Below are 14,831 nucleotides of genomic sequence, written 5' to 3'. Positions count from 1 at the left end.
TCATGGCTGTAAAAAAAGCGCAGATGATGCCAACCTTCAGTTATGAAGGCGTGGATCGCAAAGGGGCGAAAATCAAAGGGGAAATGCCTTCGCGTAATATGGCTTTAGCCAAAGTCACTTTACGTAAGCAAGGCATCACCATTAAAACCATTCGAGAAAAACGCAAAAATATTCTCGAAGGCTTGATGAAAAAGAAAGTATCCACTTTGGATATCACGGTATTCACGCGCCAACTTGCAACCATGATGAAAGCCGGTGTACCGCTCGTTCAGGGTTTTGAAATCGTGGCGGAAGGCCTAGAAAACCCAGCCATGCGTGAAGTGGTCTTGGGGATCAAAGGTGAAGTTGAAGGCGGTAATACCTTTGCTGGTGCGCTGCGCAAATATCCGCAGTATTTCGATAACCTATTTTGCTCCTTGGTTGAATCAGGTGAACAGTCGGGTGCACTTGAAACCATGCTAGACCGTGTTGCCATTTACAAAGAAAAAAGTGAATTGCTTAAGCAAAAAATCAAAAAAGCCATGAAATACCCAGCAGCGGTCATCGTTGTCGCTGTTATTGTGACGATTATTTTGATGGTAAAAGTGGTTCCCGTATTCCAAGACTTGTTTTCATCATTTGGTGCAGACTTACCTGCCTTTACCAAAATGGTGGTCAACATGTCGGAATGGATGCAAAAATATTGGTTCTTCCTCATCATTGGAATTGGAGCTGTGATTGCTGGTTTCATGGAAGCGAAAAAACGTAGCAAGGCTTTCCGTGACTTCTTGGACAAAGCTGCACTGAAAGCACCGATTTTTGGTGATTTGGTTTATAAAGCAATTATTGCCCGCTACAGCCGTACCTTGGCAACCACATTTGCAGCCGGTGTACCCTTAATTGATGCGCTTGAATCAACTGCAGGTGCAACCAACAACGTGGTATATGAAACAGCTGTGTTAAAAATTCGTGAAGATGTGGCGACCGGCCAGCAATTGCAATTCGCCATGCGTGTCACCGATAAATTTCCCTCTATGGCGGTTCAAATGGTGGCTATTGGTGAAGAATCAGGTGCTTTAGATGCCATGCTAGATAAAGTGGCAACGCATTATGAAAACGAAGTTGATAATGCCGTAGATGGTTTAACCTCGATGATGGAACCCTTAATTATGGCGGTACTGGGTGTCCTCGTTGGTGGTCTTGTGATTGCAATGTATCTTCCAATCTTCCAAATGGGTTCTGTGGTTTAATGCAAGAATTAATAACATATTTAATCAATACCCCAATTGCGATGTATATCGCAGTTGGGATTTTTAGTCTTTGCATCGGTAGTTTTTTAAATGTGGTGATTTACCGTACGCCAAAGATGATGGAACAAGAATGGCGCACGGATTGCCAACTGTTTTTACATCCAGACCAACCGATTATTGATGAAACAAAGATCACCCTGAGTACACCTGCTTCAACGTGTCCAAAATGCAAAACACCTATACGTTGGTATCAAAACATTCCAGTCATCAGTTGGATTGTTTTACGCGGAAAATGTGGAAGTTGCCAAAACCCGATCAGTAGCCGTTATCCACTGATCGAATTACTCACCATGATCTGTGCGCTGATTGTTGTTGCAGTTTTTGGCCCAACCATCCAAATGCTGTTTGGTCTGGTGCTGACTTATGTCTTGATTGCCTTAACATTTATTGACTTTGACACCCAACTTTTACCTGACCGTTATACCCTTCCTTTGGCTGCACTCGGGCTTGGCGTGAATAGCTATGCCATTTATACCTCTGCAACCTCAGCCATTTGGGGATATATCATCGGCTTCTTATGCCTATGGATTGTTTACTATTTATTTAAAATCATCACTGGTAAAGAAGGCATGGGCTATGGCGACTTTAAGCTTTTAGCTGCCTTGGGTGCATGGATGGGCCCTTTCCTGCTTCCACTGATTGTATTACTCTCTTCACTGGTAGGTGCAATCATTGGCATTATTTTGCTCAAGGTTCGTAAAGAAAACCAACCTTTTGCATTTGGTCCCTATATTGCCATCGCCGGATGGATCGCCTTTTTATGGGGTGATCAAATTATGAAAATTTATTTGGGTCAGTAAGGTCGTTGTATGACATTTGTCTTGGGTTTAACAGGTGGTATTGGTAGCGGTAAATCTGCTGCAAGCAATTGGTTTGAACTCCAAGGCATTCAAGTCGTCGATGCTGATATCGTTGCACGGGAAGTTGTCGAACCGGGGCAACCCGCACTGAATCAAATTCAGCAACAATTTGGTGATTGGGTTTTACTTGCAAATGGTGAGTTAAATCGGCGTGCATTACGCGAGCATATCTTTAAAGATCCTACAGCACGTCAAGCACTTGAAGCCATTACCCATCCAGCAATACGCCAGTCCATTATCCAACAATTAAACGAAGCCACTAGCCCCTATGTCATCTTGGTTTCGCCGTTATTATTTGAAACCAATCAACATGAATTGGCCAATCACACCTTGCTGATTGATGCCACAGAACAATTGCAAATTCAGCGTGCATCACAGCGTGATGGTCAAAATATCGAGCAAATCCAAAAAATTATTCAAGTTCAAATGTCACGTCAGGAAAAGCAAAAAATTGCAGATGATATCGTGCTGAATGATGGTCATTTAGATCATCTTTATGCGCAGCTTCGACCCTTACATCTCAAGTACTTAGCGCACGCTGAAAAAAGCTAAAGAAAAAAGCAGTCTTACTCAGACTGCTTTTTTTGTTGTTCGAGTTGCTGCTCTAGACTATCCTTTCGTCCCAACCATTTCCACGGTTGAATCGCTCCAATCCCCATCCCGACCAATCCGCACACAATTGCAAAACTTAAGGGTTCATTTAGCAGCGGCACCGCTAAAATCGCAGCAATAAAAGGTGCCAAAGTTACGATACTTCCGGCTTTAAATGCACCTAAGCGCTTGATCGCCTCTACATACGTTAAAGTCGCAATAATCACCACAAAAATACCGTGAAAGATGACTTGCCCAATGAGCTGCAGCGGCTCAGGATCGGACCAATGTTTAGGGAAAAATAGTAGATAAATTGGCACAAATACCACGGCAGACCAAATCGCAACCCCTGCCATGGCATGCCAAGCAGAGAGTTTCCATTGCTTAAGCAATACCGTAAATATTCCCCACCAAATGGCACTGATAAAAAACAGCAAATCACCTAAACCAAACGCTACACCGGTTTCCACATACATCAAATAACTCATTAAGCTAATGGCAGAGACCATAATCACCACACTGATCCAGGTATGCTTATCGAGTGGCTGTTTGAAGATCAGGAATGCGGCTATGGCCGTACATAAGGGAATACAACCATTGAGGAAGATTGCAGCATGGGCCGCAGGAGCATAATGAAATGCGCTATAGGCCGTTAAGCAATAGGTCACCCCACCGAGCATAGCGAGGATAAAAGGCTCTTTCTTCCATAAAAAAGCCGTATCTTTTTTATAAATCAAAATTGGCATTAAGATGCAAAATGCCAAAGCAAACCTGAGCGCCGTGATATCCCAAGCACTGATTCCCCAATTGGCGCTTAAACGCGCCGTTAAGGTGAATCCCCCCCAAATACACATGGTAATGAAAACATATAAATAACCTTGCTTTTGGGGAGACATCATCACTGCTATTTCAATTCATTATTACGTTGACGACATGCTTCATACAATGCCATACCTGTTGCGACACTGACATTTAAGCTTTGCAAGTTTCCAGCCATTGGAATATAAACAGTTTGATCACATTGCGCCTGCGTAATAGGACGTAAACCTGTATCTTCAGCGCCCATCACCACACATACACCCGTACCTGTGAAGTCAAAGTTTTGAATCGGCAATGCTTTTTCATCTAGCATAGTGCCAACCACACGTACATTAAAGTCTTCTTTGATTTGAGCCAATGTACGTGCCAAGTTCGTCACCTGAATAAACTTCACTTTTTCAGCACCACCTGCAGCCACTTTACGGGCTGTTGGGGTAAGTGTCGCTGAACGATCACGCGGTGCAATCACAGCTTCAACGCCCATAGCTGCTGCTGTACGAATACATGCACCAAGGTTATGTGGGTCTGTAATATGATCTAAAGCCAATAGCAACGCATTTGGATTGGCTTGCAATAAAGCCTCTAAATCTTTTTCGTTTAAGACTGGATGTGGACGTACAGCCGCGACTACACCTTGATGGAACGGTTGTCCCGCAAGTTTTTCCAAACTATCACGGCTAGCTTTTTGAATGCTGACACCAAACGGTTCTGCCAACTCAAAAATACGTTTTAAACGCTGATCATCACGACCTTTTAACGCAAATAAAGTTAAAACGCGTTCTGGCTCAAGTTCCAGTAATGACTCCACTGAATGAACGCCATAATAATATTCCGGTTTCGCCATGAACGACCTCTAAATTGCAAACTTCGATAAACTTTTGAACAGGGTATGATATCCCTAGAGCACAGCATAGGCTGCCAAAAAGAAAAATCCTGCAAAGCAAGCTTTACAGGATTTATGCTATGACACATAGTTTAACCGATTTGAGGTTAAAAAACTTTGCCTAAATTGATTGAATCATTAGCCTTCTAAGTGGCACACATAATCCAACACTTCGTCTGTTTCAATTTTAAATCGGCTATTACCTGGCACGTAGAATGATTGACCCGCACGGAATAATTCGCTTTCTTCGCTATCTGCAATTTGAACACGACATTCTCCTGAAATAATTTCCATACGTTCAGGTACATGAGTTTCAAAAGTCAGCGCTTGTTCAGTTGGAAGCAACACACCCAGTGTTTTCTTTGTTCCATCTTCAAATTGCACAGTATGGCTGATGCATAGACCGCCAAAATAAACATTTGATTTTTTGATGACTGATACATGATCAAACTGTGCTGACATGCGTTTTCTCCAGATAAAGCATATTTATAATATTTTGATTGAAGTAGTTTAATTGTGCTGCAAAAACTAATCAATCAGTGTTGAAAACTTTGAGATAGATAATTACAAAAATCTGAGAAGTGGATGTGTCCCAATACCATCCCACTATCTTGACATTGAGAATCTAAAACAAACTGTACTTTTGTACAAAATACTTTTTTTATTTCATCCACTAAAGTCCTAGTTAGGGTCTATTGAAACGCTGCAAAATCATTTCACAGATATATACATGGATAATGAATTATATGGACGGATTTAAGAGACCAAATCATGACGTTTTAAGGCAATAACACGTTAGATTAAATACAAGAATACATATACAAACGTGTTTTGTGAGAACTTAGCAAAATGTTGGATGGTTTAAGCTCACGTTATGCAAGATCATTTACTCTTTGCATCACAACACTGCATGGATACAGCGGATAAGAAACTTATTTCTTGTTAAACTGAAATTTAAGATAGAATTATGAGGTTTTTCGTCATCTTAAAATAAAACTTGTCTTGTGACCAAAACAAAACTTAATTATCTTTAACTAGAACTTTTCGCAGCTCGGATGCGTTTATGCTGACACATTTAACTCTGATCAATTTTGCATTAGCCGACCATTTAGCCATCGACATTGAACAAGGCTTTAATGTCCTGACGGGTGAAACGGGTGCGGGTAAATCTTTACTTCTAGACGCATTATCAGCATGTTTAGGTGAACGAACAGACACCAACTATGTGCGCTATGGATCAGACAAAGCCGATGTAACAGCGACCTTTAGCTACCAAGAGCACAGTCCTGAAGCGCTTTGGCTCAAAGAACACGAATTGGATGATGAGTCTGGCGAAATCCATTTACGTCGCGTAATTTTTGCAACAGGTCGCAGCAAAGCATGGATTAATGGACGTCCGAGCAGCTTATCCGAGTTAAAAGAACTTGGCCGCTTATTGGTTCAACTCTATAGCCAACACAGCCAACAACAACTCTTAGAACCGCCCTATCCAAAACATTGGCTAGATCGCTATTACAATTTTTATCAGCCTGCTCAAGCCGTGCGTGATGCCTATAGCAAATGGCAAAAGGACATTCGTCAGCACCAAGCAGCACTCGACGCCCAAGCAACACGTAAGCAACGGATAGAAACGCTTGAACTTCAATTGGAAGAACTTGAAGACGTTGTGCAAACGGACTACAAAGAAATCGAGCAAGAATTTGACCGTCTCAGTCATCATGAACATATCATGCAAGATTGTAGCTATGGTCTAAATGCCCTCGATGACGCAGAGCAAAATATCAATCAAGAAATGGGCGCGATCATTCGTCGGATTGAATCGCATGCAGGACGTAGTGAACAACTTTCTGAAATTTATACGTCGCTGCTGAACGCTCAAAGTGAAATTGAAGACGCGACAGCAAATTTACGTCAGTTTATTGATCGTCAAAGTTTCGATCCTGAACGTATGGACGAATTAAACACTAAACTCGAAGTTTTTCATCGCCTAGCTCGCAAATATCGTACTCAGCCCGAAGACTTAAAAAATGATTATGATGCGTGGCAACTTGAGCTTGAGCAATTACATCAACTTGAAGATCCTGAAACCTTAGCTGAACAAGTGGAAGTGTCTCATCAAGACTTTTTAGCCAAAGCACAGCATTTGGATGATATTCGTCGTGAAGCGTCTACCCCATTGGCGAAGCAGTTGACTGAACAAGTCAAGCAGCTCGCGCTCCCAGAGGCTCATTTTGAATTTAAATTTGAGCCTCTAGAACAAGCTTCAAGTGAAGGTTTAAGCTTTATTCAACTTCTGTTCACCGCAAACAAAGGGATTCCTGCTCAGCCTCTAGCACGCGTGGCATCGGGGGGTGAATTGTCACGTATTGCATTAGTCATGCAAGTGATGAATGCTGAAAAAACCGAATCCGAAGTGTTAGTCTTTGATGAAATTGATGTCGGGATCAGTGGCGGAACAGCAGAAATTGTCGGACGTTTGTTGGCTGATTTGGCGCAGCATGTTCAAATTTTATGTATTACTCACCAAGCCCAAGTCGCTGCTCAATCTGACCAACATCTCCTGGTGAAAAAACGTCAAACGGATCCTGCAAGCAGCACGATTATCGAGCTCGAAGAAGATGATCGAATTCAAGAGCTTGCTCGCATGACGGGTGGTGTTGAAATTAGCGATACCACATTACAACATGCCAAACATTTACGCCAATTAAAGTTTCAGCACAGCTAAATCACCGTAAATGTCTTAAATAAAAAAGCCTTAGTTCACTTTGACTAAGGCTTTTTTTATCACTTGTGATACAACCTCTATTTAATTACGACTTCTATTTAATAATTCCTTGATAGACAAAGCCTTTTGAGCCTAAGCTATAGCGTAAATATTTATACTGCGGCTGATGTTGTTGATTGAGTAACATAACATCCACGTGTTTCGGACTGATTTTGAGATATTCATTACCGCTACGACGATCGGTTTCATAATGGCAGTCATAATCTACCGAGATTTGATCTAGTTTCTTTTGCTTCGTTTGAAATACATAAGATTTAAGTAACTGTTTTGGTCCAACTTCAACAGCTCTTAGATGATGTAATCCACTGCAATTATCACCTTTATAATAACTCTTCACCAAATATACGGTTTTATTTTGGATGTTGACCGGCAAAATTTGATTGATATAGCCTGAGTCAAATTGATCTAAATGTTGCGTTTTTCCCGTTGCATATTGCACATAGCTGCTCCACTCCCCCATGGTGCCTCCGCCAGACACATCAAAACTATAAAATTTAAGTTTTTTATCTGGTGAATATTGCACATGAACAAAACCTTGCTTTTCGAGTTGCGTAAATCCGTAGTGAAAACTGCTCGGATCTGCCGCAATGACATCCACAATTTCACGTTCTATCGCTTCATTGACCTCATAAAAATTTAAGTTTTTATATTTTTTAATCACCTGAGATTCATGTTTTTGTAAGTCAGCGCTTCCTGCAAAGCCTGAAATAGGTAGGCTTGCACAGAGTGCCATCCCTATTATTTTTGAAAAATGTGTCATTGTTTTACCCTCAGTTTATCCTGCTATTTTAAGCAATCTCAGTCATCAATCACGTATATCTTCTCCTCGCTTTTGTACTGCTGTTGTTCAAATCACCAATCATCGCTTCACGATTCACCGCATTGTAGACCTGCCTTTACGATGAAGATTTTGATCATGTCCCTCACCGGTCGAGCATGACAAATATTGAATTTGCAGAAAAACTCATTGTTGAAAACTTGTGAGTCTAGTATGTTGATAAATACAACGTTATTCGAATGCAATTCACCCCAAGAATGAAACTTACCCCAATAAGGAGAAGCCATTAGGTGACTAAACAATACCTCACACACCGCTGCCTGATTGCTCCACCCGAAATGAACGATGAATTCTTTGCCAATACGGTGATTTATTTGGCGCGACATGATGAAGATGGCGCTCAAGGCCTCATTATTAATCGTCCATCAGGTTTACAGATCAAAGAACTCTTGAATGATTTGGAAATTGAGGCAGATAATGTGCATCCTCATGAAGTGTTGCAAGGTGGACCTTTGCGCCCAGAGGCAGGTTTTGTTCTTCATACCGGTCAACCAACATGGCATTCGTCTATTGCTGTAGGTGAAAATGTCTGTATTACCACGTCTAAAGATATTTTAGATGCGATTGCGCACAATGAAGGTGTGGGTCGTTATCAGGTGGCTCTAGGCTATGCCAGTTGGGGTAAAAGCCAATTAGAAGAAGAAATTGCTCGGGGTGATTGGCTCATTTGTGACTCAGACATGGATTTAATATTTAACTTACCTTATGACGACCGCTGGGACGCTGCCTATAAAAAAATGGGCGTAGACCGCATGTGGTTATCATCTGAGATTGGACATGCCTGATTTACAACAATATCAAATGATTATGGCCTTTGACTTTGGCACACAAAAAACAGGAATGGCTGTGGGACAAGCCCTGATTGAAAGTGCAAATCCCCTGCCACTCTTTCCCATGAAAGATGGCATTCCCAATTGGGATAATCTACTCAAGATTGTGAAACAGTATCAGCCGGATTTGTTCATCGTGGGTCTACCGCTCAATATGGATGATAGCGAATCTGAACTCTCCACACGTGCGCGTAAATTTGCACGACGCCTTCGCCACCAAACCAATATTGAAACCTTGATGGTCGATGAACGCTTAACGACACGTGAAGCGCGTGATGAATTAGATCATTATCAAGCCCAAGGCCGTGCGAAGAATCTTTCTGCCGACAGCCTTGCTGCAGCATTGTTTATTGAAAGTTGGTATCGAAATCCAGTTGGACTAAAACCTTAAGCGCTTTCAACAAATAGGCAAATAAAAAAGCATCCAAAAGAGGATGCTTTTTTATGCGCAAGATTGATCACTCAATGCTGCGCGAATGAAATGATTGGGGATAACTTAGTTTTTATCCACAATATGAATCGTGGTGGTTCGACCCGCGATAAAAGCCAACTGATCATGCGGTACTTCATCCAGTACAATTTTCACTGGTACACGCTGTGCCAAACGGACCCAACTAAAGGTTGGATTAACATTGGCCAGTAAGCCATCAGTCGAAGTACGTTCACGGTCTTCAATCCCTGTGGCAACGCCTTGTACATGGCCTTTATAAACTTCAGAACTTCCCATCAGTTGGATTGTTGCAGGTGCGCCAACATAAATTTTATCCAGTTTGGTTTCTTCAAAATATCCCACAACATACAATTGTTGACGGTCAATTAAGGCTGCTACGGCTTGGCCGACTTTGACGTAATTCCCTGCTTTGAGTTCAAAGTTAGACAATGTTCCATCAGTCGGTGCAACCACTTCCGAACGTTTTAAATTCAACTCAGCCAAATGCAAACTGCTATTCGCCGCTTCAATTAGGGCTTTTTGCTGCACCACACTGGCTTTGGCTTGCTCAATCGCGGCCTGAGTTTGTTCATGCTCTGCATGTGATTGATCACGTACTGCAAACATTTGATCTTGTTCTTGTTTTGAAATCGCACCGTCCATCAAACTTGCATAACGATTTGCATTTTTATCTGCAAGATTAATATTGGCTTGTGACTTCACTAGATTGGCTTTAGCTTCAGCAAGCTGCGCTTCAGCCCCTGCCAGTCCTGCTTTGGCTTTCGCCAAGTCAGATTTGGCTTGCTCAACATCCAAAGCTTGACGTGCCACATCTATACGAAACAGCACTTGGCCTTTTTTCACTTGTTGGTTGTCTTGAACTAAAACGTCTGTGACCAAACCTGAAACATCCGATGACACTTGAATCACGTCACCACGTACCCGTCCATCACGCGTCCATGGTTCCGAATTGTAATAGTCCCAAATATGTTTCAGCGCAAGTAATGCGCCACATAGCACGATTATCAACAATACAGGCCGAACATATTTTCGGACATTCAAATTGGTCATACGATTACCTCAATCATTTCATTTTTTAGGGGCTTAGAACTGGCAGAAAATAAAGATTTCATGCACCAGCCAAAGCAACATCACAAATACACCCAAATAAAAAATATTGAGCATCGGCACCCAATCTGGCGCCATCCATCGGTCAAGCAAACGCATGATGACCCGCAATAACAGATAGGCCAATACCGCTTGAATCAATAGAATGGGCACATAGACGCCATATACATTTAGCTCACCCATGTTGTGCCTCGACCTGTAAATTATCTGGTGTTTGCTGTGTTAGGACATGACACAAACTGCTTTGAATATTGTTCAGCGAATACTGAATTCGATACATAACATCATCGTTTTCCACACCCTGAACAGCCTGATTCAATCGTTGAATTCGCTCTACAATTTGCTGTTTCAAGCTCATATACACATTCTTTTGCCCTTGTTCCATGGCCCGAAAATAGTCATCTAAATCTTGTTGTAACTCTTCGAGTTCGCTGACCAGTGCTTCATTCGGATCGAGTTTATTCATGAGTTCTTGCAAGCGGGTCAAATCAATCACAGCACTGGCTTCCACCAAAGCCCACTCGATCTGTTGTTTTAAATTCCCTGATTGCACCATTTTGCTGTTTAGGATGCCGATTCGGTCCAACATACTGCGTAAATGCACCCGAAACGGTAAGCCATACGGCAGATATAATGCCTGACGCAGTGCTTTGTAATGCTGTGAAAGTATGCGTTGGGCCGTCATATCCGGTGACATTGCACGCACTAAATGAATAATAAACACCGAAATAATGGGTCCCAAAACCGTCCCAATCGATGCATCGAAGAAAAACACCTGATCAAGGCTAAAGCGGTTTTGAAAATTCAGCCCCATGATGGTGCCCATCAAAAGCGGCAAGCTGATCCCGACCAAAGGCGGATGTAAAAATAGCATCAGACAGAACATCACAAACGGTGCTAACACCACGATCAACTGCCAAAAAGCGGTCACATGCGGGAAAATGCCATTGGCGTAGATGAACACCATGAAAGCCGCATACATATTGGCGCGAATAAACATTTTCAATGCAGGAACAGGGTTATCCATTGCAGTTAAAATACAAGCACTGATTGCAGCCATTTCGGCCATCATAAATCCAGCTTTCCAACCACTAACGATCCAAAAACCCGTAGAAATTAAAATAATCAAACATGCGGACACCCCGCCACGAATGGCAACACCTGCATCTCGATGCAAAGTCGGATAATGACTATTGCACAAGGCGGTCAGTGTAGCTGGTAAAGTGGAGTCGCCTTGCTGTACCCGCTGCCAAAGCAAGCGAATCGCACGGATATTCTGAATAAAATGACGAATATCCATTTTTAGACTGCCCAAAATCACCTGCTGTGATGGCAATGCCTGTGCCTGAATCTGTTGAAAATCTTGCTCAAACTGTTCAGGCAATTGATTAAGTTCACTTTCCTCAATCTGATGTTGATCTAATAAAAACGCGGCAATATGTTCATGGGCTTGCTTGAGTGCCGTCCGATAATGTGTGTCTAGACCATCTAATTGTTTCATCCGTTCAGACATGGCCACCAAGTTGCTGACCAACAAACTCAACTGATGCAAGATTTCCTGCAACGGACGTGTCATGCCTTTTAAGGTGGATTTTTCATAAGACAAATGCACCGCCATGACATGTATATCGGCGATATCTCGTGCAATATTGCCGAGATTTTTAGAATAATTTTTTAGCTCGGCAGGCTCTAATAAAATCTGATCAAAAATTTCTTTGGTATCAGCAAAGGTTTTACTCACCCGTGTTTCGACTGCAGGGCCAATATGCATTGGAAATAATGTCGTGGTCACGATGGCACTACAGACCACACCCACCGTAATTTCGAGAAAACGCCCCAAGGCCATATCGAAGATCGAAGCGGTATCAATAAAATACACGACGTTAAAACAGATAATGACCGTGGTATAACCCGCCAACATGGAAACATAACTACGAGGCGTACGGTCTAGCAGTGACAAATACAGGCAAAACCCAACCCAAACCGCTAAAAACACTGTAAACAGTACTGGCATATGGATGAGATGTGGCAGTGCCACCACCGACACGGCCGCCCCTAAGAACGTCCCTAATACACGATACAAACTTTTTGAAGACGTCATCCCTGAATATGGATTCGCGATCACGAAAACGGTGCCAATCGCCCAAATCGGATAAGCTAAATTCAGTACAAAGGCCACATACAATGCCAACATGCCCGCGATGAACGTTTTGGTCGCAAAAATCCAGTCCATTTTATTGGGCCGAAAAGCGAGTATTTGTTTCGTCAGCAGCATGATGGATCTCGGTGGTTTGCTTCTTTTTAGTGAAAACGACCTCGTATCGAATGCTTAAACATTCGACAGCACAACCTGTATCACGGCACAGGAATGACTAGAAATTTCAATAAGTAAAGAAGCGATTCAAATCGTATTTCAAACCATTTGAATACAAAAAGTAATGTGCAACATTGCCTGCGCATCGAACAGATGGGCAATATTTATTCAATATAGGATATTTTCATAGCAATTTTGCTAAAAAAACAAACCGAAGTCAATAAAAATATCTTATTTTGATAATTCAACTATATTTTAAATGATTATTTCAGGTTTCTACTATGCTTTTATCAGGATGACCCAAGAAACCCTGTGATATTTCAGATTTGTTTCATTTCCAGTGTAGAAAATCGCAACATCAGGCCGAGCAATTTGTTATAAAGTAACTTAACGATTCATTTTTTATTGTGACCAAGCAGGTTCTTATGGCGCTTTCCAGTTTTGGTAAAATTCTCACCGTACTCGACTTATTTTCAGTTGCTCGTCCCATCATCAATGTCGACATTATTAGTGAAGAATTAGGCTTATCTAAACCAACGAGCTATCGCTATTTAAAAGAACTGGTTTCTGCTGAATTATTGCAGCGCCTCAGTGGGACTTCTGGCGATTACACACTGGGTTCCAAGATTGCTGTGCTTGATTTTATTTCTCGCACCACCGATCCATTGGTGCAAATTAGCATTCCCTTCATGAAAGAAATTGTGGAACGCACAGAGTCTTGTTGCTTATTGACGCATCTGAATATCGACTCTTGTATTGATGTGCATCATGAACTTTACAAAGACTATACTGCCTTGGCTTATGGTCGAGGTAGCCCGCGTCCGATGTATAAAGGCTCATCATCTAAAGTGATTTTGTCCCAGTTACCCAAGCAACGGATTTTAGATTATTACCACCGTTTTGCAGATGAATTATCTCAAGTTGGTTTTGCGCATAATGAAGAAGAATTTATGCTGCAAATGAAAAAGATTAAAAAGCAGGGTTATTATTTTTCCAATGGTGAAGTTGACCCGAATATGTCGAGCCTATCGATTCCGATTAAATTCTCCAGTAAAGAACCCCCACTTGCTTTGACCCTATTGGCGTCTAAAAATCGTTTTGATTTTATGAATTTTCAGAAAGTTGTAGAAATGCTGCAAGACTGTACAGCGCGTATTGAGAAAAAATACAGCAGTATGATGGAAGAATCGGACGCCATTTAAGCCTGATCTGTTTGCGCATAACTGATGCAATATTGTAAAGATGCTATTTAATTAATCTGATAAATTTATATTGTTAATTGAATTTATTAATTATAAATTCCAGATATATTATCATAATATGATTATTGTTCTTTAGCAGTCATCTCAATCATGTGTTCCATGATTTCAGTTGATTGTCGCTATACTCTTCCTCAGAGAAAGAAAAAAGCTCATCTAGATATGGGCTTTTTTTACGGCTGTTGATCATAGAAATAACGAAAGGTTAAATTCACCCTCGGCTCGGTCACTTTCATCGACTTCATTAGGGCATGTTTCCAATACCGTTGGGTTTTCCCACGCATCACAATCAACTGTCCACTTTGCAGTAAAAGCTGTACTTTCTCTTGAGTGCTTTTATGTTTAAAGCAAAACTTTCGGCTTGCGCCAAAACTCAAAGATGCGATCACCACCTGCTGTGTGGGTGAAAGCAAAGATGGCTCATCATCACTATGCCACCCCACCGCTTGCGTACCATTTTCGTATAAATTGGCCAAACAGGAATTAAACGTCTGACCCACCCGTTGCTCAATATGTTGCTTTAAGCGCAGTAAAGCTGGATTCCAGATCAATGCCTGCTTTTGCATGCCTGAATAGTGATACTCATAATGAGCATCTCCATACCAAACCACTTTTCGTTCCGTTTGAAAATACTGTCCATGCAAAATGACTTCATCATGCTGCCAAGCCAACTGCGTGAGGAAATAGCGTAAATATTTTTCACTCTCTTCGGCGTTGAAGATCAATCCATAATCTTCAACTTCACCATCATAGGGCAACAGATTTGCATGCGGTTCAGGCGTAAATAATTCAAAATTCATCGGTT

Annotated in this window: 15 protein-coding genes; 7 read left to right on the top strand and 8 right to left on the bottom strand. The window is 41.7% G+C overall.

The features are described 5' to 3' along the window. The first annotated feature begins 2 nt into the window (after window positions 1-2). From AC4CU0_RS01350 to coaE, 3 genes are read left to right on the top strand one after another with little or no spacing between them, the layout of a single operon-like run. Window positions 3-1,229, top strand: coding sequence for a type II secretion system F family protein (locus AC4CU0_RS01350; RefSeq protein WP_168378204.1), 1,227 nt, complete (start codon window positions 3-5; stop codon window positions 1,227-1,229). Further along, the gene (locus AC4CU0_RS01345) at window positions 1,229-2,089 is read left to right on the top strand and encodes a prepilin peptidase (RefSeq protein WP_180039972.1); all 861 of its coding nucleotides are present in this window, start codon (window positions 1,229-1,231) and stop codon (window positions 2,087-2,089) included. Before AC4CU0_RS01350 ends, AC4CU0_RS01345 begins: the two co-directional genes overlap by 1 nt. A 9-nt stretch (window positions 2,090-2,098) precedes the next feature. Then, on the top strand, window positions 2,099-2,701 hold the full coding sequence (coaE, locus tag AC4CU0_RS01340) for a dephospho-CoA kinase (RefSeq protein ID WP_168378206.1): 603 nt from the start codon (window positions 2,099-2,101) through the stop codon (window positions 2,699-2,701). Window positions 2,702-2,715: 14 nt separating this feature from the next. Here coaE and AC4CU0_RS01335 read toward each other — a convergent pair whose 3' ends face one another. The 3 genes from AC4CU0_RS01335 to ppnP form a co-directional block, all read right to left on the bottom strand. After that, a complete protein-coding gene (locus tag AC4CU0_RS01335; protein ID WP_168378261.1) occupies window positions 2,716-3,636 on the bottom strand; it encodes a DMT family transporter in 921 nt (306 codons plus the stop codon). Between the two features lie 8 nt (window positions 3,637-3,644). Continuing rightward, window positions 3,645-4,403: a 23S rRNA (guanosine(2251)-2'-O)-methyltransferase RlmB gene (rlmB, locus tag AC4CU0_RS01330; protein ID WP_168378207.1), complete on the bottom strand. Its 759-nt coding sequence runs from the start codon at window positions 4,401-4,403 to the stop codon at window positions 3,645-3,647. Window positions 4,404-4,580: 177 nt separating this feature from the next. Next, window positions 4,581-4,904, bottom strand: coding sequence for a pyrimidine/purine nucleoside phosphorylase (gene ppnP, locus AC4CU0_RS01325; protein ID WP_067763086.1), 324 nt, complete (start codon window positions 4,902-4,904; stop codon window positions 4,581-4,583). 601 nt (window positions 4,905-5,505) lie between these two features. On the opposite strand from ppnP, the gene recN reads away from it, so the two are divergent. Continuing rightward, window positions 5,506-7,167, top strand: a complete 1,662-nt coding sequence (gene recN, locus AC4CU0_RS01320) for a DNA repair protein RecN (RefSeq protein ID WP_490742283.1) — start codon at window positions 5,506-5,508, stop codon at window positions 7,165-7,167. 94 nt (window positions 7,168-7,261) lie between these two features. Here the strand turns inward: recN and AC4CU0_RS01315 are convergent, their stop codons facing one another. Then, the gene (locus AC4CU0_RS01315; RefSeq protein WP_490742282.1) at window positions 7,262-7,987 is read right to left on the bottom strand and encodes a hypothetical protein; all 726 of its coding nucleotides are present in this window, start codon (window positions 7,985-7,987) and stop codon (window positions 7,262-7,264) included. Window positions 7,988-8,295: 308 nt separating this feature from the next. Between AC4CU0_RS01315 and AC4CU0_RS01310 the strand changes: the two genes are divergently transcribed. Next, on the top strand, window positions 8,296-8,850 hold the full coding sequence (locus AC4CU0_RS01310; protein ID WP_490742281.1) for a YqgE/AlgH family protein: 555 nt from the start codon (window positions 8,296-8,298) through the stop codon (window positions 8,848-8,850). Beyond that, window positions 8,843-9,286, top strand: coding sequence for a Holliday junction resolvase RuvX (gene ruvX / locus AC4CU0_RS01305; protein ID WP_180074133.1), 444 nt, complete (start codon window positions 8,843-8,845; stop codon window positions 9,284-9,286). The genes AC4CU0_RS01310 and ruvX overlap by 8 nt, the downstream gene beginning before the upstream one ends. A gap of 105 nt (window positions 9,287-9,391) precedes the next feature. Here ruvX and AC4CU0_RS01300 read toward each other — a convergent pair whose 3' ends face one another. The 3 genes from AC4CU0_RS01300 to AC4CU0_RS01290 are packed head-to-tail and all read right to left on the bottom strand — an operon-like array spanning window position 9,392 to window position 12,728. After that, on the bottom strand, window positions 9,392-10,396 hold the full coding sequence (locus tag AC4CU0_RS01300; RefSeq protein ID WP_490742280.1) for an HlyD family secretion protein: 1,005 nt from the start codon (window positions 10,394-10,396) through the stop codon (window positions 9,392-9,394). A 33-nt stretch (window positions 10,397-10,429) separates the two neighbouring features. After that, window positions 10,430-10,636 (bottom strand): DUF1656 domain-containing protein, encoded by a 207-nt coding sequence (locus AC4CU0_RS01295; RefSeq protein ID WP_180004682.1) that lies wholly within the window; start codon window positions 10,634-10,636, stop codon window positions 10,430-10,432. Beyond that, entirely contained in the window at window positions 10,629-12,728 is a 2,100-nt protein-coding gene (locus tag AC4CU0_RS01290; RefSeq protein WP_490742279.1) for an FUSC family protein, read from the bottom strand. The genes AC4CU0_RS01295 and AC4CU0_RS01290 overlap by 8 nt, the downstream gene beginning before the upstream one ends. A gap of 464 nt (window positions 12,729-13,192) precedes the next feature. Here AC4CU0_RS01290 and AC4CU0_RS01285 point away from each other — a divergent pair, with 464 nt between their 5' ends. Next, the gene (locus AC4CU0_RS01285; RefSeq protein ID WP_168378212.1) at window positions 13,193-13,969 is read left to right on the top strand and encodes an IclR family transcriptional regulator; all 777 of its coding nucleotides are present in this window, start codon (window positions 13,193-13,195) and stop codon (window positions 13,967-13,969) included. Between the two features lie 230 nt (window positions 13,970-14,199). Here AC4CU0_RS01285 and AC4CU0_RS01280 read toward each other — a convergent pair whose 3' ends face one another. Next, complete coding sequence (locus AC4CU0_RS01280) at window positions 14,200-14,826, bottom strand: alpha-ketoglutarate-dependent dioxygenase AlkB family protein (protein ID WP_180110456.1); 627 nt, start codon at window positions 14,824-14,826, stop codon at window positions 14,200-14,202. Window positions 14,827-14,831: the final 5 nt, after the last annotated feature.

It is taken from the genome of Acinetobacter sp. LipI_15 (assembly GCF_058242865.1).
Note: the sequence above shows the minus strand (reverse complement) of the source record. Positions and strands in the feature narration are given on the sequence as shown.

Excerpts from the sequence above, each read along its gene's own strand:
- AC4CU0_RS01285 (WP_168378212.1), top strand. The coding sequence starts at position 13,193 with ATGGCGCTTTCCAGTTTTGGTAAAATTCTCACCGTACTCGACTTATTT.
- AC4CU0_RS01315 (WP_490742282.1), bottom strand. The coding sequence starts at position 7,987 with ATGACACATTTTTCAAAAATAATAGGGATGGCACTCTGTGCAAGCCTA.
- AC4CU0_RS01345 (WP_180039972.1), top strand. The coding sequence starts at position 1,229 with ATGCAAGAATTAATAACATATTTAATCAATACCCCAATTGCGATGTAT.
- ruvX (WP_180074133.1), top strand. The coding sequence starts at position 8,843 with ATGCCTGATTTACAACAATATCAAATGATTATGGCCTTTGACTTTGGC.
- AC4CU0_RS01350 (WP_168378204.1), top strand. The coding sequence starts at position 3 with ATGGCTGTAAAAAAAGCGCAGATGATGCCAACCTTCAGTTATGAAGGC.
- coaE (WP_168378206.1), top strand. The coding sequence starts at position 2,099 with ATGACATTTGTCTTGGGTTTAACAGGTGGTATTGGTAGCGGTAAATCT.
- recN (WP_490742283.1), top strand. The coding sequence starts at position 5,506 with ATGCTGACACATTTAACTCTGATCAATTTTGCATTAGCCGACCATTTA.
- rlmB (WP_168378207.1), bottom strand. The coding sequence starts at position 4,403 with ATGGCGAAACCGGAATATTATTATGGCGTTCATTCAGTGGAGTCATTA.
- AC4CU0_RS01295 (WP_180004682.1), bottom strand. The coding sequence starts at position 10,636 with ATGGGTGAGCTAAATGTATATGGCGTCTATGTGCCCATTCTATTGATT.
- AC4CU0_RS01290 (WP_490742279.1), bottom strand. The coding sequence starts at position 12,728 with ATGCTGCTGACGAAACAAATACTCGCTTTTCGGCCCAATAAAATGGAC.
- AC4CU0_RS01335 (WP_168378261.1), bottom strand. The coding sequence starts at position 3,636 with ATGTCTCCCCAAAAGCAAGGTTATTTATATGTTTTCATTACCATGTGT.
- AC4CU0_RS01280 (WP_180110456.1), bottom strand. The coding sequence starts at position 14,826 with ATGAATTTTGAATTATTTACGCCTGAACCGCATGCAAATCTGTTGCCC.
- AC4CU0_RS01300 (WP_490742280.1), bottom strand. The coding sequence starts at position 10,396 with ATGACCAATTTGAATGTCCGAAAATATGTTCGGCCTGTATTGTTGATA.
- ppnP (WP_067763086.1), bottom strand. The coding sequence starts at position 4,904 with ATGTCAGCACAGTTTGATCATGTATCAGTCATCAAAAAATCAAATGTT.